This is a genomic window from Glaciibacter kafniensis (assembly GCF_039538945.1).
Taxonomy (GTDB): Bacteria; Actinomycetota; Actinomycetes; order Actinomycetales; family Microbacteriaceae; genus Cryobacterium; species Cryobacterium kafniensis.
Genome location: NZ_BAABCN010000012.1, coordinates 194,293 through 215,448, shown reverse-complemented (window position 1 = coordinate 215,448; position 21,156 = coordinate 194,293). Strand labels below are relative to the sequence as shown.

At 64.3% G+C, this 21,156-nt stretch carries 20 protein-coding genes and 1 tRNA gene; 9 read left to right on the top strand and 12 right to left on the bottom strand.

Annotated features, from left to right (window positions below):
• Positions 1–1,119 carry a phosphoserine transaminase gene (serC, locus tag ABD791_RS17120; protein ID WP_345068920.1) on the bottom strand — a complete coding sequence of 373 codons (1,119 nt, stop codon included), beginning with the start codon at positions 1,117–1,119 and terminating at the stop codon, positions 1–3.
• An 88-nt stretch (positions 1,120–1,207) separates the two neighbouring features.
• Between serC and ABD791_RS17115 the strand changes: the two genes are divergently transcribed.
• The 5 genes from ABD791_RS17115 (at position 1,208) to ABD791_RS17095 (ending at position 5,580) form a co-directional block, all read left to right on the top strand.
• The gene (locus ABD791_RS17115; RefSeq protein WP_345068918.1) at positions 1,208–1,912 is read left to right on the top strand and encodes an iron-dependent transcriptional repressor DtxR; all 705 of its coding nucleotides are present in this window, start codon (positions 1,208–1,210) and stop codon (positions 1,910–1,912) included.
• 400 nt (positions 1,913–2,312) lie between these two features.
• Complete coding sequence (locus ABD791_RS17110) at positions 2,313–3,002, top strand: C40 family peptidase (RefSeq protein ID WP_345068916.1); 690 nt, start codon at positions 2,313–2,315, stop codon at positions 3,000–3,002.
• A gap of 366 nt (positions 3,003–3,368) precedes the next feature.
• Positions 3,369–3,866: an HNH endonuclease gene (locus ABD791_RS17105; RefSeq protein ID WP_345068914.1), complete on the top strand. Its 498-nt coding sequence runs from the start codon at positions 3,369–3,371 to the stop codon at positions 3,864–3,866.
• A gap of 304 nt (positions 3,867–4,170) precedes the next feature.
• Positions 4,171–5,445, top strand: coding sequence for a CHAP domain-containing protein (locus tag ABD791_RS17100; protein ID WP_345068912.1), 1,275 nt, complete (start codon positions 4,171–4,173; stop codon positions 5,443–5,445).
• A gap of 60 nt (positions 5,446–5,505) precedes the next feature.
• Positions 5,506–5,580, top strand: a tRNA-Arg gene (locus tag ABD791_RS17095).
• 40 nt (positions 5,581–5,620) lie between these two features.
• Here ABD791_RS17095 and ABD791_RS17090 read toward each other — a convergent pair.
• Positions 5,621–6,322, bottom strand: coding sequence for an HAD family hydrolase (locus ABD791_RS17090; RefSeq protein WP_345068910.1), 702 nt, complete (start codon positions 6,320–6,322; stop codon positions 5,621–5,623).
• Positions 6,319–6,567: a hypothetical protein gene (locus ABD791_RS17085; protein WP_345068908.1), complete on the bottom strand. Its 249-nt coding sequence runs from the start codon at positions 6,565–6,567 to the stop codon at positions 6,319–6,321. Before ABD791_RS17085 ends, ABD791_RS17090 begins: the two co-directional genes overlap by 4 nt.
• Positions 6,568–6,863: 296 nt before the next feature.
• Here ABD791_RS17085 and ABD791_RS17080 point away from each other — a divergent pair, with 296 nt between their 5' ends.
• Together ABD791_RS17080 and ABD791_RS17075 are read left to right on the top strand one after the other, a co-directional pair.
• Positions 6,864–7,298, top strand: coding sequence for an SRPBCC family protein (locus ABD791_RS17080; RefSeq protein WP_345068906.1), 435 nt, complete (start codon positions 6,864–6,866; stop codon positions 7,296–7,298).
• A 66-nt stretch (positions 7,299–7,364) separates the two neighbouring features.
• Positions 7,365–8,039, top strand: a complete 675-nt coding sequence (locus ABD791_RS17075) for an SIMPL domain-containing protein (protein ID WP_345068904.1) — start codon at positions 7,365–7,367, stop codon at positions 8,037–8,039.
• Positions 8,040–8,513: 474 nt separating this feature from the next.
• On the opposite strand, the gene ABD791_RS17070 is transcribed toward ABD791_RS17075, so the two are convergent.
• The 4 genes from ABD791_RS17070 to ABD791_RS17055 form a co-directional block, all read right to left on the bottom strand.
• Positions 8,514–8,687, bottom strand: coding sequence for a hypothetical protein (locus ABD791_RS17070; RefSeq protein WP_345068902.1), 174 nt, complete (start codon positions 8,685–8,687; stop codon positions 8,514–8,516).
• An 82-nt stretch (positions 8,688–8,769) separates the two neighbouring features.
• The gene (locus ABD791_RS17065) at positions 8,770–10,308 is read right to left on the bottom strand and encodes a carboxylesterase/lipase family protein (RefSeq protein WP_345068900.1); all 1,539 of its coding nucleotides are present in this window, start codon (positions 10,306–10,308) and stop codon (positions 8,770–8,772) included.
• A 71-nt stretch (positions 10,309–10,379) separates the two neighbouring features.
• On the bottom strand, positions 10,380–12,110 hold the full coding sequence (locus tag ABD791_RS17060) for a sensor histidine kinase (protein ID WP_345068898.1): 1,731 nt from the start codon (positions 12,108–12,110) through the stop codon (positions 10,380–10,382).
• Positions 12,107–12,802 (bottom strand): response regulator, encoded by a 696-nt coding sequence (locus tag ABD791_RS17055; RefSeq protein ID WP_345068896.1) that lies wholly within the window; start codon positions 12,800–12,802, stop codon positions 12,107–12,109. Before ABD791_RS17055 ends, ABD791_RS17060 begins: the two co-directional genes overlap by 4 nt.
• Positions 12,803–12,896: 94 nt before the next feature.
• Here ABD791_RS17055 and ABD791_RS17050 point away from each other — a divergent pair, with 94 nt between their 5' ends.
• Positions 12,897–13,913, top strand: coding sequence for a magnesium and cobalt transport protein CorA (locus tag ABD791_RS17050; RefSeq protein WP_345068894.1), 1,017 nt, complete (start codon positions 12,897–12,899; stop codon positions 13,911–13,913).
• Here the strand turns inward: ABD791_RS17050 and ABD791_RS17045 are convergent.
• Positions 13,910–14,854 (bottom strand): pseudouridine synthase, encoded by a 945-nt coding sequence (locus ABD791_RS17045; RefSeq protein ID WP_345068892.1) that lies wholly within the window; start codon positions 14,852–14,854, stop codon positions 13,910–13,912. The two genes, ABD791_RS17050 and ABD791_RS17045, sit on opposite strands and share 4 nt — an antisense overlap.
• 167 nt (positions 14,855–15,021) lie before the next feature.
• On the opposite strand from ABD791_RS17045, the gene ABD791_RS17040 reads away from it, so the two are divergent.
• A complete protein-coding gene (locus tag ABD791_RS17040) occupies positions 15,022–15,618 on the top strand; it encodes a TetR/AcrR family transcriptional regulator (RefSeq protein WP_345068890.1) in 597 nt (198 codons plus the stop codon).
• Positions 15,619–15,628: 10 nt separating this feature from the next.
• Here ABD791_RS17040 and ABD791_RS17035 read toward each other — a convergent pair whose 3' ends face one another.
• The 4 genes from ABD791_RS17035 to ABD791_RS17020 form a co-directional block, all read right to left on the bottom strand.
• Positions 15,629–16,231 carry an NADPH-dependent FMN reductase gene (locus ABD791_RS17035; protein WP_345068888.1) on the bottom strand — a complete coding sequence of 201 codons (603 nt, stop codon included), beginning with the start codon at positions 16,229–16,231 and terminating at the stop codon, positions 15,629–15,631.
• A gap of 88 nt (positions 16,232–16,319) precedes the next feature.
• Positions 16,320–17,840 (bottom strand): MFS transporter, encoded by a 1,521-nt coding sequence (locus ABD791_RS17030; RefSeq protein WP_345068886.1) that lies wholly within the window; start codon positions 17,838–17,840, stop codon positions 16,320–16,322.
• Between the two features lie 262 nt (positions 17,841–18,102).
• Positions 18,103–19,431 (bottom strand): flavin monoamine oxidase family protein, encoded by a 1,329-nt coding sequence (locus ABD791_RS17025; RefSeq protein WP_345068884.1) that lies wholly within the window; start codon positions 19,429–19,431, stop codon positions 18,103–18,105.
• Positions 19,432–19,491: 60 nt separating this feature from the next.
• A complete protein-coding gene (locus ABD791_RS17020; RefSeq protein ID WP_345068882.1) occupies positions 19,492–20,859 on the bottom strand; it encodes an NtaA/DmoA family FMN-dependent monooxygenase in 1,368 nt (455 codons plus the stop codon).
• Positions 20,860–21,156 lie beyond the last annotated feature (297 nt).

Sequence of the window (21,156 nt, the reverse complement as noted above, 5' to 3'; positions counted from 1 at the left end):
CTAGCGGCCCAGCTGGTCGACGACGTACTCGATCGAGCCGACGAGCTTTCGCACATCTGACGGCTCGATCGCGGTGAACGTGGCAACGCGCAGCTGGTTGCGGCCGAGCTTGCGGTACGGCTCGGTGTCCACAATGCCGTTGGCACGGAGCGCCTTCGCGATAGCCGACGCATCGATGCGGTCATCGAAGTCGATCGTGACGACGACCTGCGAGCGGTGGGCCTTCTCGGTCACGTACGGGGTCGCGTAGTCGACGCGCTCTGCCCAGTCATAGAGAACGGATGACGACTCCTGCGTGCGTGCAGAGGCCCAGGCCAGTCCGCCGTTGCCGTTGATCCAGTCGAGCTGGTTTTCGAGCAGCAGCAACGTGGAGAGGGCAGGCGTGTTCAGGGTCTGGTTGAGACGCGAGTTGTCGATCGCGTTCTTCAGGCTGAGGAACTCCGGAATGTAGCGACCGCTGGCGGCGATGCGCATGACGCGCTCGATCGCAGCGGGAGAGAAGAGAGCGAACCAGAGCCCGCCATCGGACGCGAGGTTTTTCTGCGGGGCGAAGTAGTAGACATCCGCCTGAGCCGCGTCGAAGTCGATGCCGGCGGCGGCGCTTGTCGCGTCGATGACGGTGAGGGCTCCCTCGTCACCGCCAACGCGGGTGACCGGCGCCATGACGCCCGTTGAGGTTTCGTTCTGAGGCCAGGCGTAGACGTCGATGCCGGGGGTGACGACGAACTCGCTGCGCGAGCCGGCCGGGGCGTTGATGACGTCGGGGGCCTCGAGGAACGGGGCGGCGGCCGCGGCGGCGAACTTGCCGCCGAACTCGCCGAAGACGAGGTTCTGGCTGCGTCGTTCGATTAGCGAGAAGGCTGCGGCATCCCAGAAGGCGGTCGACCCGCCGTTGCCGATGATGACTTCGTAGCCTTCCGGGGCACGAAAGAGGTCGGAGAGACCGGTGCGCACGCGCCCGACGAGGTCTTTGACCGGCGCCTGACGGTGTGAGGTGCCCAGGATGCTGGCTCCGAATTCGGTCAGGTGGTGGAGCTGCTCGGGCCTCACTTTGGACGGGCCGCAGCCAAATCGTCCGTCGAGGGGCAGCAGTTCAGAGGGAATGGTCAGATCCGGCATACCGCGATTCTAGTTGCCTGCGGGCGGCGGCTAAGCTTGATACGTTGCGCTATCGGGTGTGCGCGACTTATCAAGTGGGAGGTTGGGGATGACAGACCTCATTGACACGACCGAAATGTACTTGCGTACGATCCTCGATCTCGAGGAAGAGAACATCGTTCCTTTGCGCGCGCGCATTTCTGAGCGGCTCGGGCACTCAGGTCCGACCGTGTCGCAGACTGTTGCACGCATGGAGCGCGACGGTCTCGTCGTGGTCTCCGGCGACCGCCACCTCGAATTGACGGAGGCCGGCCGCAGCAAGGCTGTGCACGTCATGCGTAAGCACCGCCTCGCCGAGCGTCTTCTCAGCGATGTCATTGGTCTTGAGTGGGAGTTCGTTCACGACGAAGCCTGCCGCTGGGAACACGTGATGAGCGAGAAGGTCGAACGCAAGATTCTCGAGATTCTCGGCCACCCCACCGAATCCCCCTACGGCACCCCGATTCCGGGGCTCGAAGAACTCGGCCAGCCGCCGGCAGCGGCGTTCATGTCGGGTGTGACCAACGTGGTCAGCGTCGTCGCGTCGTCGGAGTCCCCCGTGACCGCCGTCATCCGCCGCATGGGAGAACCCGTGCAGTTCGACACTGAACTTCTCTCTCAGCTCAAGCAAGCGGGAGTTCTCCCCGGTGCGACCGGAGTGTTCTCGGCCGCCGGCTCCTACGTGTTCGTGCAGGTTGACGGCTTCGGTGAGGGTCTGGAATTGCCGAACGAAATGGCCAGCCACATCTTCGTGACGACCCCGGAAACGGTGTAGTCAAAACCCTCTGACTACCCCCAAATTGGTGTCAATTCGTTACCATTTCGTTAGTGATTTGAGTGCCGAACGTGACAAATCGGTGTATGTCCCGTAACCTCTTGCATGTCCCACAGACCAGAAGCCGGTCAAAGGACCCGAATCAAGACGCCTCCTCGGCCCGTCTCTTGAATCTCGGAAACACACGCGATTAGCGCATTGGACGGGGCAACTACCTAGTGTTGCCGAGGCGCCGGAGGTTACAACTTTGGCTGAATTAGGTAAAAACCTGTCCCGTCGTGGGGCAGCGACAACTCAAAAACCTGAAACCACCCGCGCGGGAGACGTTGTTGCTGCCGCGCCCCACAAGGGTCGTCCTCGCACCTCGAAGCGACGCGGAAGCCTCGGCAACCTCGTGGTGATGACTCTGGCCGGCGGCCTTGTCGCCACCATGGCGCTTCCCGCGTATGCGTTCACGCCGGGCACCAATGAGACCCAGTTCGGCACGACAGCCTCGACGGAGCTCAGCCAGGCTGCCGCTCAGAACGTCACGGTCGACGCCCAGGCGGCGTCTGTCACCGTCGCTCGAGACGGTTTCACCGCGACGACCGAAGAAGAGCTTGCCGCAGCTTCTGCCGCTGCCGCCGCTGCTGTAGAAGCCGCTGCCGCCGAAGCGCGACGCCAGAGTGCCGCTGCAGCGATGACCACATACGCTGCGTCATACTCCGGCCCGTCGGTATCCGACTTTCTCGCGAACCCGGCTTACCCGAACTACGACCTCGGCTCAGTCTTCAGCGTGGCCTCGCAGTACCAGGGAGTGCCATACGTCTACGGCGGCGCGACACCGGCCGGCTTCGACTGCTCAGGCTTCGTCATGTATGTCTACGCGCAGTTCGGTATCAGCCTGCCGCACTCGTCGACGGGTCAGGGAGCAGCGGGAACCCGTATCTCTGAAGCCGACGCTCGCCCCGGCGATCTGGTGATCATGGATGGCCACGACGGCTTCTACGCCGGCAACGGCAACATCCTGCACGCGCCCTATGAGGGTGCGTCAGTGCGCATCCAGCCGATTTGGACGAGCGACTACTACATCGTTCGACTCGGCATCTGAACCTTCGGCATCCACACGGATGTGACGACGTCAGTCTGAACATCCGGTGACAGCCACCTGGATTGGCGCGCCACGACTTCGTGGCGCGCCAATTGTGGGTTAACCTGTTGCCCTGATGTTTTGCAGACGATTGAAAGATCGGAAAGAGCCAATGAGCGAGCAACGCACGATCCACACCATGGATCAGCGCGGCTGCTTCGCGCGGCGGCACAGCAGTCAAATAGACCAGAGCCACACCGTGGCCCTCGGGGCGTTGTCATTGTGACAGCGCCCTTTTCTGTTTGCCCGCTCGCTTCGTCTCGCAGCACACCGTAAATAGCAGTTCGAATGGCTGGAAGCCGTCCAGCCGTTTTCGAAAGGGAGCGCATGCGCACACTGGTCCTCAACGCGGGGTACGAGCCCCTCGCCGTTGTGTCTTTCAAGCGGGCACTGATTCTGGTCATGAACAACAAAGCGACGGTCGTCGAAAGCGATCGGGGACATCCGGTCTTCGCCGCCTCCGGATCGTGGGAACGGCCGAGCGTGATTCTGCTCACGCGGTATGTGCGTCTTCCGCGCTCGCGGATCTCGCCGGTAAGTCGGCGCGGCGTGCTGCGGCGCGATAACCACCGCTGCTGCTATTGCGGCAAATCGGCCACCACCATCGACCACGTGCTGCCGCGGTCGCGCGGTGGGCGCGACACCTGGGACAACCTGGTGGCTTGCTGCCTGCGCTGCAACAACATCAAGAGCAACCAGACGCCGGCCGAGATGGGCTGGGGGATGCGCTTCAACCCGGCCGCACCGCACGGTGGCAACTGGGTGGTGCGCGGTGTGGAGACTCCGATGCCGCAGTGGGGCGAGTATCTGGCTCCTGCGGCTTGATTCGGCGCTGTGGGCGCTCCGTGCTTCGCGCTCCGTGCTCCGTAGGTCGGTGTGCTCGGTGTTCTCGGTGAGGGACGTTGCCGGCGGGCCGTTCGGCGTCACGCGGGTCGGATGCCGCGACGCGGGTTGGGGCCAACGGGCGCGGCGGCGCCGGGCCAGCGCAGAGACATCCGTGCCCATTTTTGCGGCCGGGGTAACCCTCAAGGAGAGCTTGAGCATCCCCTGTTCTGGGGGCGACTTTCGGGAATATCTCCCGTAGTGTGGGGGAGTTGCCCGCCCCTGAAACAGTGTTGAGGATTGTCACGTGATCGCTTCCGGCCCGTCCGGTTCCCCTGAGAACGCTGACGTCCTGCCCTCGCGGCGTGCCCTGCGTGCGCAGCGGGAAGCGGCAGAGGCGGCGGCCGAGCAGTCCGGGCCTGCGGATGTCGAGATGGTTGAGTCGTCGGCAGCCGAGTCTTCGGCAGCCGAGTCGTCGGCAGCCGAGTCGTCGGCAGCCGAGTCTTCGACAGCCGAGTCCTCGTCGGTCGATTCCACCGTGGTCGTCCCTGATTCGCGCGCGCCCATGCCGGTCTCATTCGACGATCTCACGGCGCCGCCCACAGTGCTGCCCGCGGAGATTCGCTGGGACTCATTGCCGACGACCGCCGTGCTGCCGATCATCGTCGCCGCAGCGGATGCCTCGGCTCCGCCGGCTCTACCCGGTGAGCGAAAGTCGGCGAAGCGCGCTGCGTCGCCGTCGAAGCCACGAACTTCGCACGCCAAGCCACGGATGTCCCCGGCGACTTCGCGCTCTCAGCAGGCCAAACCGCGAACTCAGCCGTCGGCCCCGAACTCTCTGCGTCGCCGTACCGGCTCGCGGAGTCCGATCACCGTGCTTGTCGCGATCGTTGCGATCCCCGGACTCTTTCTCACCGCTGGCCTTCCCGCCTATGCGTTCGTTCCCCAGTCCGAATCGGGTGCCGGCACCTCGGCGCGTGCGCAGATGGAGTCCGAGGCGCAGGGTGTCGTCGTGGCACAGTCCGCAGCGCACACCGTCGTGTCCCGCGATGGATTTTCGGCGAGCACCGAGGAAGAAGTCGCCGAGCTCTCCGCTGAACTTCGCCGCGCGGGTGCCGCCGCTGCAGCGCGTGCGTCGGCCGCTGAGTTCGCGGTCAGCGGCATCCGTGCTGAGGGTGATGACTATCCGTGGCCGTTTGAAGCCACCGACAACGAGGGCGGTGGCCTCTCGCCACTCGGCTACTACTACCGTGAGTGCGTCGACTTCGTCGCCTGGCGCCTCAACCGCGACGCCGGCGTCGGCGGCAGCCCGTGGAAGTGGACCTGGAGCAAGATGACGCCGGGCAACGGCAACGCCTCTGGCTGGGCGGATGCCTGGGCGAGCAAAGGTTGGCCGACCAGCACAACGCCCGTGGTTGGAGCGGTGGCCTGGTTCACCTACAACCATGTGGCCTATGTGCAGTCGGTGCCGGGCGACGGAACGGTGGTGCTCGAGGAGTACAACTGGATGGGAATGCACTCGTACCACACGCGCACGGTCTCCATCGGGGAAGTGCCGTTGTACCTGTACCCGCCCGGGTAGCGCGGCCGATGTGGCTCGGTGACGCCTCGGCGTCAGGTAACCGCTAAACTTTCTGGGTCAGCCTCTGTAGCTCAATGGAAGAGCGACTCCGTCCTAAGGAGCAGGTTGGGGGTTCGAGTCCCTCCAGGGGCACCACGCAAATGGTGCGAAGCTCTCCGCCCGTTCGGGTCAGGACCTACTCGTGCTCGTTCTCGCGCGACGAGAGGATCGAGAAGGGGTCGCCGTCGGCGGCACGGTGGAGGTCAGCGATATCTTCGTAGACGGCCGAGGCCCCGGCCTCCATCAGATCCTGGCGACCGGTTCCGCCGGAGAGAAGCCCGATCGTCTTCACACCAGCTTTGCCTGCGGCGATGACATCCCAGATGGAGTCACCGACCATGACTGCCCGATTCGCGTCAACCCCGCATTTGTCGAGAGCGACCGAGATGATGTCGGGTTCCGGTTTTGCTTTGTCGACATCCTCGGCGCTCGTGATCGCGTAAACGAACTCATCGATGCCGAGCACCTTCTGGAGTGCCTCGAGTTCGTGTTCAGGGGCGGAGGTGGCAAGCACGACGCGCGTTCCTTGGTGTGCAATCGCGCGAATGAACTCGCGTGCACCAGGAAACGTCTCAAGCCGAGGCATCAGGATCGAGTAAAACGTGGTGTGCAAGTTCTTCGCCTCGTCCTTTATCGAGTCCGGCTGGTCGTCGATGAGCTGGGCGAGGAGCTCGCTCGCGTCGGCTCCGATGGCACGCTGGATGCGCCAGGACGGAACGAACAGCTTCAGCTTTTCGAACGCTTGCGCCCACGCCTCGATGTGCAGGAAGTTGGAGTCGACGAGCGTTCCGTCGATGTCGAGGAGTACGGCGGTCGGAGTGCCAGGGTCAGGCGTCATCCGGAGGGGTTCTCGACCGGCGTGCCGTCAGGGTCCGTGCCCGTCTCCAGATCGACATCGTCCGGCTTGGTTGGGGTAGTGTCATCCGGCTCGCCACCGGACGCGATATCCGTGTCCTGGTGCGGATCTTTTGTCGCGTTGCCGGTGGGGGAGCCGTCACTGAGCTCGTCGGTGTAGTTTTTTTGCTCTGTGCTGACGTTGGTGGAACCGTCGGGGGCGGCGGAGGGTGTTTCGGTGGGAGTCATCTCACGACGGTACGTCGAATGTCGATCGTGCAGCAGGGCTTGACACAACGCCGGGGCCGAGGATTCCGACTCGAGAGCGGGCTGCAGCAGGAGGAGCTAGCAGCGCTGTCAATCCCTACCTCCTCCCGGCGGCGGCACGTAACGTCGACACTGAGAGCGTCGACACTGAGAGCACAGAGGAGAGCGATGAGCGACGTCGATGCGATCGTAGTGGGTTCAGGTCCAGACGGCTTGGCAGCCGCGGTCACTCTCCCCCCGCGCGGGGTTGTCGGTGCAGTCCACCCCGAAAGGTAACCATGTCTGTCAACACTCGCGAGATGAACTGCTCACCCGAGGACGTCTTCGCCATACTCGCCGACGGCTGGGTCTTTCCCACCTGGGTGGTCGGCGCATCTAGGATGCGCGATGTCGACGACAGCTGGCCCGCCAAGGGCAGCAAGCTGCACCACTCGTTCGGAGTCTGGCCCGCCGTCATCGACGACCAAACCACCGTGCTCGAATGGGATCCGCCGCGATTCATGGTGATTCAGCCTGCCGGGTGGCCGATCGGCGAAGCGCGGGTGACTCTCGAGGTCAAGCCGCGCGGCGCGGGCTGCGTCGTGCGCATCACCGAGGTCGCCGCGAAGGGGCCGGGTGCACTGATCCCACAACCGATTATCGACGTGCCGCTGCACGTTCGAAACGCTGAGACCCTGCGCCGCTTGGCGTTCGTGGCGGAGGGACGAAAGTAGAAGCAACCACCTCGTTCCCCCGCGTCATGTCAGAATGTGCATCACGATCGACCCGACGGGAGCACCATGAACGAAACCGTGATCATAGTGCAAGGGCACAACGCGGCCTGGTACCCGCCCGAACGCGCCACTGTGCAGTTGTCCATCGGGTTCGATGGTCCTGATCGGCAGTCGGTCTTCGACGCCACGACCCGCGCCGCCGAGACCGTGCGCTCGATGATCGTGACCCTGGGCGCGGCGCAACCGGGCCCGATCAGCCGCTGGTCGTCTGACTCGGTCAGCGTCTGGAATGAACGCCCGTGGAACAACGAGGGCAAACAGCTTGCATTGGTCTTTCACGCCACCATCGGGTTCACCGTGCGCTTCAATGATTTCGAGGTGATGACCCGCTGGTTGGATGCCGTCGCCGCCGTCGACAGCGTCACAGTGGGCGGCATCGAATGGTCGCTGACCGCTGTGCGCAAGGCGGCGGTGTTCGCGGAGGCGCAATCTCTGGCCGTGGCGGATGCGGTCACGCGCGCGACCGTCTACGCGCGGAGTCTCGGCCTGGAATCGGTTCGCGCGATCGCACTTGCCGACCCGGGGATGCTGGGCGACCACGGTTCGGGTCCCGCGCCCGGCCCGCTCGCACGCGGCGCGATGATGATGGCCGACAGCAGGGGAGGCCGGGCGGAGCTCGCGCTCACACCGCAGCGGATCGAAGTGTCGGCGTCGGTCGACGCGAGGTTTGTCGCCGCGTAGCCTCGGTCGTTCGATTCCGCCACATCCGCGACACGCACTCCACTCCTGAAGTCGGTCCCGGCGGTGCCCGACGTGCTGCCCATGCGGTACCCGTTTTGCGGCTGCGATGCCTGTGACGAGGACATCGAGAGGGCGGGGATTCCGCTGTCGAACAGCTGACGGCTGCGAGACGCGCCGAGGCTGCGGCGCGCCTACTGGCCGTGCCGAATGCTTGGACAGCCTGGCGACCACGCTCCAGTTCGGTCAGCGGAACCTAACCTCAGAGGCGGGCCGAAGGTCGAACGCGACCACCGGATGGGGCTTCCGTTTTCGCTAATGAACTTCAGGCTCATATGACTCTGAAGTTCATTAGCGAAAACGTGCAACCCCACTCCGTTGGTTGAGCCTGTTTGTTGAGCCTGTCGAAACCCAGCCGATCCAGAAACGGGCTGGGTCTGAGGGTCAGCTCACGGGGTCTCGATGCTCCTATAGATGTCAAGCTGCGATCTGAGCGATTCCGTCGGTACTGTGGCGGGTCTGAATGGCGATGAGGATGGCGAAGATTTCTCGGGCGACGTAGCGTTTGAGCAGCCGCATGGTCTCGCGTTTGGTCTTGCCTCGGGCGAGTGATTTCGCGACGTAGTCGCGGGTCTTCTCCTGGCGTTTCATTCGCACCATCACGATCCGGTAGGCGGCCGAGCAGCAGCACCGCCCCCGTGTCGCTCGCCTCGACCAACTCGCTCACCTGAGGTCAGCGGTGTGTCGCTCCCGCGGGCAACCGGGCGGTGTTGCCCTCCGAATCCCCGTCCGCCCGCAACGCGGCGTCGAGATCGTTGACCAGCACGTCCCTGGCATCGAAGATCATCGTCGCCCGGTGCTCGTCGTACGAGTTCCAGACCGGTTCGCCGACCGCATGAGTGGGGATGCCGAGCTTCGCAAATGACAGCCAGCGGTGTTGCACCCTCGCCGAAAGCCGTCTCGCGGCGGAGTCGGTTGCGAGCGCTTCAAGCAGCGGGAGCGGGCCGCGGGGGAGCGACCCCCAGAGGTACGGCAGCTCGGAGGAACGCGGGGCCCTGCTCCCGAAGGCCTTGCGCACCGGCGGCGAGTAGTCGAAACGGTAGAGCCAAACCGGCGCGAACGGGCTGTGGGCGTCGGCAATCGCGAGCGGGGGCATCCGGGCGGCCCTGTCGTGGGCCATCGTGTGCGCGCTCGCGTGCCCCTCGTAACTGGTCGATATCACAGCGGCAATTCCCGTGGCCGCATCCCGGTTGGAACCGAGGAGCAGCGGCACGCGGTGAGCCCGCCCGTTCTGAAGTGCGGTGAGCGGATGCTCGCACACGAGTGTTCCATCGACGACAGGGGCGAACGGTGTGCGGGCGGCTGTCGGGGCGGAGGTCGCCGCAGAAAAGCGGGCTCCGCCGAAATGCCGGGTCTCGTCGGATGAGCGGGTCGCCTCGGAGAGTCGGGTCGCCGCGACGAGCCGGCCCGCCGCAGCGATCAGGGCGCCGGGCGGCGTCTCGCGCAGCCGCTGGAGGCTGGCGGGGTGCACACGGAGCATGGCCAAGACCGTGCTGGCAACGTTTGCGGCGTGTTCGGCAGTGTGAACGGAGTCGGCCGACGGGCTCTGTGCGATCGCCCGGTGAAAGAGGCCGGCAGCGGTCGGCACGGCGAGAAGTGTGGTTACGATGTCGCCGCCCGAGGATTCGCCGCCGATCGTGACCCGATTCGGGTCGCCGCCGAACTGAGCGATGTTGCCCTGCACCCATTCGAGCGCGGCGATGACATCCCTCAGGCCCAGATTCGAGTCGGCCGGCTGCTCCCGCGTCGCAAACGAGGAGAAGTCGACAAAGCCGAGAATCCCCAGCCGATAGTTGACGCTCACAACGACGACGTCGCCTCTCTCGGCGAGCGATCGACCGGAGAACGGATGCTCGTGTGCTGCGCCCTGCAGATTGTCGCCGCCGTGAATCCAGAACAGCACCGGCTTGCGAGCAGCGCCGCCCGACGGTGACCACACATTGAGCGTCAGACAGTCTTCATCCAGGCGAGCGGCAGCAGAGCGGGACAACAACACCGACGAGCGCGGTTGAGGAGAGCGTGGCCCGAACTCGGTCGCCTCGATGATCGCTGCCGAGCGGGATGGCGGCTGCGGTGCGCGAAAACGCAATTCTCCGACCGGCGGCGCCGCATAGCGGATGCCACGCCACACATTGGTGGAGCCGTCGAGGCTGCCGCGAACGGCGCCGAACTCGGTGTCGGCGATGACGCCGATGCTGTGCGGTGATTCCACGATCCCCCCTCCTGGCAGAGTACGACAGCGGTGCACGCTGCACTCGTGGGAGGTTCGGTTAACGCGACAGCTCACACCAACTCGACCACAAGCGACACCTCGCCCCGCACCTCGCTCAGCGTCACCGCGTTCGTTGCACCGCGCAGAGAACGCAGCCCGAGGCCGTTCGTCGGCCCCGACGAAATCACGCCCGACGATCTCACCGTGATCACAACGGTCTCACGGGGGCCGACAACCCCGAGATGCACGTCGACACGTTGCCCGTTTCCGTGACGCACGGCGTTGGTGAACCCTTCCGAGAGCGCATCCACCGCCATCTCGGTGCGCGCGGCGTCGGCTGCCAGTACCGGCCAGATCTCGTCGTCGTACCGCGAGGTGATGCGCAACGCGCTTCCCCACATCGTGACCAGCGCTTTGAGGCGATCGGAGGCCGGAGTGAGATCCACGACCTCTCCCTGCGCGACCTCCTGCTTGATTCGGGCGATGGTCGTCATGACCTCGCCCCATGCATTTGTGGACAGCGCGTTGTCACCGGCATCCGCGGACCGACGCTGCAGCGTGAGCGCGGCAGCGACCAACTCGCCTTGCACCGCCGTGTGAAGCAGGTGGGCCGTTTGCTTGCGCGCCAGCCGCAACCGGTTGTGAATGTGAGCAGTGTGCTGCACCTGCTCGGCCAACAGACCGGCCAGCCGTTGTTCATCGCCGGCGAGCTCCGTCGCGGTAGCCGCGATGATGCTGAGCGCGAGCGCAAAGCTCGGATAGATGAAGGCGGGCGACCAATTCAGGCTGGGCGAATACCCGGCCAGATGCGCCGACCAGACCATGACGAGGGTGCCCACAATCGCGGTCGCCGTGTAGCAGAGCGAGAGGAGGCCGATCCGTGCGACGGGGTGATGCACGACGCGCGCCAACACCATCGTCGCCGCATTGCCCGACAGATAGATGCAGGCTCCGAGCACGAGTTGGATGGCGGTGAAAGCCAGGCTGACGTTGGCGAGCAGATGGGGCAGAAAGACCAGGGCGAGCAACACGTAAGGGAGCACGAGGGGAGCCGGCTGCAGTGCGGTGAGGATTCGGGACGAACGCTCAAGAAACGAAACCGGGTCTTCGGCGGCTGCCGGCGCGGCCGCCGGGCCGTCCTCGCGATAGAGCTCATGACTCATCGGGCGCACGATCTCGTCGGCGATCGTGCGCAACAGCACGGATGCCTGCGTCGCGTCCAGGGGCTCGGCGCGCCGCGAATCGAGCGTGGCGTCGATGCGCGTGGTGACATCGTCGACGTACTGCCGACGAAGCCCCTCCAACTGCTGCTCATCGAATTCGCGCTGCAGATCCAGGGTCGTCAGAGCCGCTCGCAGGCGGCGCTGAACCACCCGATGCCGTCGAAGAACATCGATGAGGAGTGCGATCAAGGTCAGCATTGTGATGGTGCAGACCACATTGATGGCGACGCGAACGGCAACGTCGCCGGCCTGCATGTGCAGGCCGACGGCATCCGACACCACGATCAGCAGAAACGGCCGCGAGCCGCCGAGCACGGCGAAGACGATGAGAGCCCTGGCCCGACGGAAGCGTCGCTGACCTGGACGCAGCACGGTGTACCGGGCGACAAGCATCCCGACCCCGGTGAGAACATGCACGACGGCCGCGACAGCGAAGTCGGCTCCCCTCGCCGGCGTGGTGTCGACGTATTCTGAGCCGCCCATCACCGTCACCGCGAACGGAAACGTGAGCAGCCACGACCAGAGTGTCAGAACGTTGGAGCCGAACGCCCGGTCGACCCACCGAAAGCGGCGACTCATGCCGAGGGTTCTGAAGGGGCTGGCTCGAGATTCGACGTCGGCGCGAAACCGAACACCCGTAAGTAGAGGTTTGTCGCGGCCACCCGCGGCGTGATCGACGCATCGTTGGTCAATCCCAGGGCATCGAAGGTGCGGGTGAGCGTCTTCTCCAGCGCGCGTAGGCTCGTGGCGCGCTGACGGGCGATTTCAGCGTTCGACGAGCCGAGCGCGACGAGCCGCAAGGTGTCGAGCTGGGTGCGGGTGAGGCGCCCGATGAGTTCGGCGGGGGCCTCGGCCCCTCGTGACGGTGCGGCCGGCTCCGGTGTCGCGGTAAGTGCTGCATTGACCGCATGGATGAGTGCGTCGACCGACTCAATCGCGGCTTTGTTCACGAACACCGAACCGCGCGGGGCGATGGCTGCGCCGGGTGCGGTGCCGGCCCGTGGATAGTTGGTCAAAAACACGATGGCGGTCTGCGGGGCCTTCGCATTCACGATCACGGCCAACTCGATGCCGTTCGGGCGCGAGCCGAGATCGATGTCGGTGATCAGCACATCGGGGTCGACATCGTCGAAATCGGCGAGTGCTGCACCGGCCGAGGCGCGGTCGTGCACCGTGAAACCGGCGTGACGCAGCGCATCCGCAATGAGCGCTCGCATCAGTGGCTGATCCTCGACAACGAGTGCCGTGCGCTTCCATGCTCGGTCGACCATGAATTCAGGGTAGTAGCTCAGGCGGCTGCAGCGCGCTTCTGCGCAGTGCGGGGTCACCGGGCTGACACACTGGTAGGGCGAGTGAGGAGAGCCGATGCCGCTGATCGACAACGCCATCTATGTGGAGGGCAAGCGTGTGGCAACGCCGGCCACCCTCGACGAAACCTACGAGGTGATGAAGGCCCACAACGGCTTCGCCTGGATCGGCCTCTACCGGCCGACCGACGACGAAGTGCGGTCGGTGGCCGATGAGTTCAGCCTGCACCACCTCGCCGTCGAAGACACTCTGCAGGGGCACCAGCGGTCGAAACTCGAACGCTACGGCGAAGTGCTGTTCATCGTGCTGCGCCCCGCTCGCTACATGGATGCCGACGAGCGCGTCGAATTCGGCGAACTTCACGTGTTCGTCGGCCCCGACTTCGTGGTGACGATTCGTCACGCAGAGTCGCCGGATCTCGCGAAGGTGCGCCACCGGCTGGAGGCCGAAGAAGACCTGCTCGCCTTCGGGGCGGAGGCGGTGCTCTACGCGATTCTCGACCAGGTGGTCGACGAGTATGCGCCGGTGATGGCCGGCCTGCAGAACGACATCGACGAGATCGAGGATCAGCTGTTCGACGGCGATCCGGCCGTCTCCCGGCGTATCTACGCGCTGTCCCGCGAGGTCATCGAGTTTCAGCGCGCAACCCAACCGATGGTCGGGATGCTGGAGGCTCTGCAACGCGGATTTGACAAGTACGCGGTCGACGTCGAGTTGCAGCGCCGGCTGCGCGACGTGCTCGACCACACCATGCGGGTCGTCGACCGCGGCGATTCGTTTCGGCAGCTCTTGCAGAACGCACTCACCACGCACTCCACGCTCGTCGGACAACGGCAGAACGACGAGATGCGCAAGCTCTCGGAGACCAGCCTCGCCCAGAGTGAAGAGGTCAAGAAGATCTCCAGCTGGGCGGCAATTCTCTTCGCGCCGACGCTGGTCGGCACGATCTACGGCATGAACTTTCGGGTGATGCCCGAGCTCGATTGGGAGTTCGGCTACCCGTTCGCGCTCGCGCTGATGGTGGGGATGGGCTTCGGGCTCTACTTCGTGTTCAAGAAGCGCGGCTGGCTCTAACCGCTGGTCGAGCGTGTCGAGTCCTCAGCCGCGAGGGGCAGACTGCGCACGCTCGCAAAGCGGCGGGCGCTGCCGTCGATCGGATCCGTGAAGGCAACGTTGCTCGCGAGAAGTTGCAGCGGGGTCGAGAAGTCCTCGACCGGCACACCCCTGACCACCGGGTACAGCGGGTCGCCGCTGATCGGAACGCCGAGACCGAGCATGTGCAGACGCAGCTGGTGGGTGCGGCCGGTCGTCGGCGTCAGCCGGTAGACGCCCAGGTCGCCGATGACGGACTCCAGCTCGATGAGCGACTCGGCATTATTCGGCGCATCGGCAACAACCTCCGCCTGCAGGCGGCCGCGCTGCTTGGCCAGGTGGTTGTGCACCGTCACTGGCAGCTCGAGCCCCGGCCGCACGGGCGCCAGCGCCCGGTAGGTCTTGGCGATCTCGCCGCGCTGAAACATGGTCTGGTACTCCCCACGCCAGCGCCGCTCGGTCGCCATCACGAGAAGACCGGATGTCACGCGGTCGAGCCGATGCAGCGGCGAGAGCTCGGGCAGCCCCAGCTCGGCGCGCAGCCGCACCACGACACTCTGCTGCACGTGTTTGCCGCGCGGGATCGTCGAGAGGAAGGGCGGCTTGTCGATCACGACGATCCGCTCGTCGCGGTGCACGATGTGGAGAGTTCCGGGAACGAACTTCTCCTCGGCGAGGTCGCGGTGAAACCAGACGAAGGTGTGGGAACGATAGGGGTCGCTGCCCGCTGCCGGTTCGCCCGACTCATAGACAATGCGATGCTGGTCGAGGAACGCGGACACATCGATGTGCTCCGCCAGCCGTTCGTGCAGCCAGGCGCCCATGTTCGGCCAAGGTCGAGGCTCGGCCGGGTCGCGGTCCGGAGTGCGCAACCATGCGGCATCCAGCCCGTGGCGTTGCGAGAGCGGAGAGCGTGGGGGCATCAAACGATCGTACCCAGTCATTCTGCGGCACCGACGCCTCCGTGCACTGCCAACGGGACTGGAGCGATATAGCATGTTCAAGGTGGTTACGCTGAGGCGAAGAGAGTGACTGACAGCGCGTAGTGAAAGCGCCTCAAAATCTGGTGAGAGTGGGCGGGCAAATTTCCATGAAGGATAACGCGGAGTCGACTCGACTTCCCTACGGGCAGGGCCGACAAGCGCTCGTTGAGGCGGCCGTGCGACTGGTTGCCCGTGACGGACTCACGAAGCTGACCTACCGTTCGGTCACTGCCGAAGCAGGGGTAAGCCAGGGGAGCCTGCGGCACCACTTTCCGAATCTGCTCGCCCTGCTCGAGGCGGCGTTGGAGTGGTGTGTCGAGCTCTCTCAGTCGTACATGTCAGATTTGCCACGGGTCGAAGAATTGCTTGACCATTTCACGAAGATGATGGACGACAACCCCGACATGCCGGTGTTTCTCACCGAGGTGTTCGTAGCCTCCCGCAACTCCCCAGAGCTCGGTGCCGTCGTGCGTCGCAATCAGGACGTTTATCGTGCTCGTGTACGCACGGTCCTGGGCAAAGCCGGCGTCGCAGATGATGTCGACGAACTCGTCGATGCTCTCGTGGCGCTCGGTGATGGGATGGTCTACCAGCGAGTGGTGTTCGGACAGGAATGGTCTGCGGTGACCGACCGGCAGGTTGCAGGGGCGCGACGACTGCTCAGACAGCTTGCGCTATCACCCGCAGAGTCGACTCCGGCGTAGCGGAGACGGGCTACCTGGTTGCTTGGCCGACGGGTGGAGTCGACTCGACACGGAGCGGGCGAAGCGCTCCTGACCACGCGGTCAACTGATCGAGCATCTGGGTCAAGAACGGGAGTTGGTAGTCCCCGGGGGTGAACTCCGCGAGTCCGGGCGAGAACTGAGAGGCGAACGGGAGCACGATATTCGTGCGAACCGTGGCCACCTGGAGCTCCGCGAGGATGAGTCGGAGGTGTTCAATCGCGCGGGCGCCTCCTGCGCTGCCCCCGTAGCTTACGAACGCTGCCGCCTTGTTGTTCCACTCGCGGTTGAGGTAGTCGAGGGCGTTCTTCAGCGCGCCGGGCACCGAATGATTGTATTCAGGCGTCACGAAGATGTACCCGTCGTATTCTGCGATCTTCGCCGCCCAGCTGATCGAATGGGACTTCTCGTAGGTGCCGCCGAATGAGGGCACACCCCTCTCATCGAGGAGCGGAAGGTCGAAGTCTGCGAGGTCGATGAGCTCGTAGTGGGCGTCATCGCGTTCGCTGGCTCGGTCAAAGACCCATTGCGCAACAGTCGGCGCTTTGCGGCCGGGGCGGGTACTTCCGATGATGATGCCGATTTTGATGGTCATGGCGTCGTTTCCTCTGTGTGGTGGACCAAGAGCAACTGAAAGAGGGGCGTCCGCAGCGCACTGCGCTGCGGACGCCCCTGAGTTGGAGCTACTTCGTGTTGAACGCTTCGCGCACCGCAGTTTCGTTGCGGGTCAAGAAGTCGATGAGGATGCTCAGCACAAGGCCCGCCGCCGAGAACAGGGCGATCACCAGCAGTGCGTTGATCGACGTGGCTGCCCAGTCGTCCGGGGTGAAGTCGCTTGCCGCGACTCCGGGGCGAATCATCAGCACGATGAAGACCACAGACGAGCCGAGTGCCGAGCCGACGCGCTGCAACGTCACGACGGTACCGCCGGCGCTGCCGGCGTCGATCTCGGGAACGCGAGCGAGGATCGACCCGTTGATCGGTCCGAAGAACAGCCCCGATGCGGCACCGGCGATAAAGAATGGCAACGCCAGAGTGAGCATTCCGACGTCGGGGATCTGAACCATCAGCCAAATCGCAATGTTGCCGACCGTCAAGATGACGAGGGAGATCGTGACCGCGAAGCGTCCGACCAGTGCCTGGAAACGGTCTGCCACCAGTCCGCCGACCACGCCACCGAGCGAGAGCGGAAGCAGCATCAGTGCGGCTGAACTCTCATCGTTTCCGAGTCCCCACACCCAGAGGGTCGTGAGCGCGATGAAGATCGATGCCGTAAAGCTGGCGAAGGCGAGAACCAAGGTGAGCAGGCCAAAGCTGAACTCAGGCAGCTTGAAGAGGCTCAGTCGCAGCAACGGGAGCCCGCCGCGCTTCTCGATGCTCCGCTGCCAGAAGACGAAGATGATGGCGGCGAGCAACGAGGTCGCGAAGCTCCAGATCGCCCAGCCGGGAAGCGCTCCAGAGTCGGACTGGATGAGGGGCAGAAGCAGGGCGACGAAGACGACAGCCGAGAGGATCACTCCGAACACATCGAAGCTGCCCACTGAGGCGGTATTGATTCGTGGGAGCAGCTTGAAGGTGAAGAGAAGGGCGACCGTGCCAAGCACCGCCGAGAATGCGACGGTCACCCGCCAGCCCGGGTCTGCGCCGAGTCCGTCAACTGACCAGGCTGCGACAAACGGGGCGATGAGTGAGCCGACCCCCGTCGTCGCCAGGAAGAACCCGAACGCGCGCACCCGGCGGCGTCCGGTGAACAGCAGTTGGATGTAGGCGAAGACCGGTGCCACGACCATTCCACCCATGAGCCCGTGGCAGACGCGCAAAATGATCAGCTGGGTGGTGTCCTGCGCGAGGCTGGTGCCCAGCGAGGTGAGTACGTAGCCGGCGAGGCCGATGGTGAAGATGATCTTGTGGCCGTATCGGTCGCCCAGTCGGCCGGCGGGAATCAGCGACACTCCGTAGGCGAGCGTGTAGCCACCGATGAACCAGGACAGGGTCGAGGTGGAGGCCCCGAATGACTCGGTGAGGGCCGGCACGAGAAGATTGGCCGATTGCATGTCGACGAGACCGATGAATATACCGGTCAGCAGGAGTGCCAGTGCGGCCCACCGTCGTGCGGGGGAGAGCGTTTCGGCGAGCGAATTGCTTGCGGTGTCTGTGGAAATTGTCGTGGCGGTAGTAGCGCCACTGGTGTCTGGACGTGTCATTGAAAGCTTCTCTCTTCATCATTGAAGGTGGCCGGTGATCGTCACGGCCGTGAGGGGTATGCGGGGTCAACACTGTCGACCTGGTAGCGTGCTGAGCAACCTTTCGTTGCGTAGCATCCGGTTCAGAATTCGGGCTCCAACACATTTCTTGCCGGTCATGTGGGAGCGCGAGGATACCTGCCGCGAAAGGGCGGTGGGCGTGGCGACCGAGAGCTCACGGGCTCTTTGGTCACCATCGCTCGCCGGTTGAGGGGTCTCGTTGTCATGCGGTCCGGCCGCCCGACGACGCGACGATGCGGCCGGCCGCCTTGCGAGCGGTTTCCAGTGCTCCGTCGATGTGACCGTTCCAGCCGAACGCGTAATCGCTGCCGATGAGCTGGACGCGCCCCTCTGGTCTGGCGAGCTCCTCGAGGTCGTCGAGCTGACCGGTGCGCAACATCGCCCAGGTCTCACCCGAGAGCGGATCGGCCGTCCAATCGTGCCCATGGACCTCGACGAGTTCGACGTCAGGGAGCCACTGGCGTACGGCCGCCTCGACGGCACGCGCATCGGTGATGTCGAGGTTCGCAGACTGCGGCCCGAAGCCAATCAGGATGGAATCGCCGTCGATCATGTACTCATATCCGGTCATGGTGAGCGGCGAGGTGTCGGGAGCGAACGCAATGAAACGTCCGACGTCACCCTTCGTACGCATCCAGACCTTGAACCCGGTGGAGACCTGGCCACGCGTGGCTGCTGCACGCTTTTCGGCGGAGAGAGGTGGGTCGAACTCGATTGAGTTGAGGATGTTGAGTGGCACAGTGACCAGTGCGTTGCGTGCGCGGATGAGGGAGCCGTCCGCGGTGCGCACGGTGACGATGTCCCCGTCCTGTTCGATGGACTCCACCGTTGTCGAGAGGCGGATTTCGGCGGTGGTATCGGCCGCGATCGCCTCGATGTAGGTGCGAGTGCTCTCGCGGAGCACATAGGCGTTGGCCGACTCCGCTCGCATCTGCCAGAGTCCGCCGGCGAGAGCGGTGTGGTGGAGGATCTGCGACCACGCGGCATCGTCGGTGAGACCGCTGAACGAGAGAGTCCAGTGGGTCCGAAGAAGTTCGGCGACGGTGTCGCTGAGGCCGAGCTGGGCGATGCGCTCCGGTACAGAGGTGTTGTCGGCCACACGGGCAGCTTCAGTGAGTGGGAATGGTTCGTGAGGGCGAGGGAACGCCTTCAGAGCGCCCTCGGCGAGGGCGCTCTGGCCGGGGCCGACGAGCGCCTTGTATTCGTCGACGGGAGAGGAATGCAGGGCTCCGTCTGCGATCCAGTGCACCGTGTCAATGTCTTCCACCGGCTCCAGCTCAAGGCCGTACGCGATCATGTCCGACCAGACGTGGGGCTGGTTCCAATGTACGAATCCGCCGCCCAACTCGAGTTCTCGGCCGAGCGGAGTGTGTGTATACCAGGTGCGTCCGCCGATGCGGTCCCGTGCTTCCACGACCATGACGGTCTGACCCGCTCTGGTCAAATCACGCGCAGCGGCGAGCCCGGCGAAGCCAGCGCCGACGATCAGCACGTCAACGGGCTCGGGTGTATCGGTGGTGGGTGCACTCATGCTGTGGAATCCTTATTTCGAAATTGAGGTGGCGAGATCGCCGTCGCGTGTTCCGCGGGGTCAGAAGGAGAAGAGGTTCTCGCGAAAGGTCGACCCGGGGAAGTCGGTGCGCATCGCCCCGATCCGCTTGAGCTCGGGGACGAGTTCGTCGATCAATCCGTCGATGACTTCGCCATTGGCATCCTGGGTCGCCATGAAGATGTAGCCGTCGCCACCGACCTCCTCCATCGCGTCGACGAGGTTTCGGGCGACATCCTTCGCGGGGCCGGTGGTGCCGAGCGCGTCGTCTCCCCAGTGGAAGTCGATGATCGCCTCGCGCAGTGAGATGCCGCGGCGGGCTTTCTCCTTGAGGCTCTCGAACATGCTTGTCGTACCGTTGACCTCAAGGTCGAGGGGGAGGGGCTTCTCAAGGTCGAACGTCAGCAGATCGATGCCGAGGTGGGCGCCGTGCTTGCCGAGTACCGGCACAAGCTGGGCATCCGTGATCGCAGCGCGTCGAGCGGCCGGGCTCTCGAAGATGTACGGGTGGAGGGCGTAGAGGATGCGTGCCTCGCGCGGGTCGCGGCCGACCGCTCGCATGCGGGCATGGATATCCTCGCGGAACTCCTTCATGGCTTCGACGCCACCAATCGTGACCGACATGATCAGTTCGGCGTGGCGTGCGGCGAACTCACGACCGCGCGGGGAGCCGCCTGCCTGGGCGAAAAGAGGCTTCTTCTGCGGCGACGGGTAAGAATTGAGCGGCCCGCGCACCTTGAAGTGTTCGCCGACATGGTCGATCGCGTGAACCTTGGTGGGGTCGGTGTAGACGTTGTTCTCCAGGTCCTTGACCACAGCACCCGGCTCCCACGAGTCCCAGAGCTTGTTGACGACATCCATGAACTCGTCGGCGATGGCATAGCGTTCGTTGGTCGGAGGCAAAGCATCGAGTCCGTAGTTCTGGGCGGCTTCGTCTTCACTCGACGTGACAATATTCCAGCCGACGCGGCCGCCGCTCAGATTGTCAATCGTTGCGTACAGGCGGGCGAGGAGAAAGGGCGGGTAGAGGCTGGTCGACCCTGTGGCGATGAGTCCGAGTCGGCTGGTCTTCGCTGCGAGATAGGTGATGAGTGCAACCGGGTCATTCTTCGGCGCGCTGAGAACGTAGCGGAGATCCATGTCCGTGTTCCCGCCGAGCACCCGGGAAACCCCGGATGTGTCTTCGAAGAAGAGAAAGTCGAATCCGGCGTCTTCAACGCGTTTGGCCAGCCAGCTGTGGTACCCGCCGTTGTGCCAATCTTCACCAAACGTGCGGTCGGTGCCGGCATGCCAGGCGGGGGGTTGAAAGGAGCTGAAGAATCCGAAGTGCAGTGGAGTGGACAAGAGGTTCGTCTCCAAGGGGCTAGATCGACGGTGAGTGAGTGCACGCGGGGCGGTGCTCGTGCGCATTGCGATCCTCCCCTGAGTGCCGCGGTGATGCGTGCTCGGTGGGCGGGTTACAACGCTGTGAGAACTGATCTTGCACAGAATTCGCAAACATTGCAAGTGCTTTGTTTGTATTGAGGCGAATCCCGCTGATGTGTTGTTTTTGAAACATCGTGTTTGCTATGTTTTGTGCACGCTCTCTCGATGCCGAGCTTCCGATCGGGAGCGTGGCCGGTGTGCGAAGTGCAAGCGATATTCGATCGGAGCGACGATGCCACCATCCGCCTCAGCACAGATGGCTGGTGCATTGGATGTGTCGAT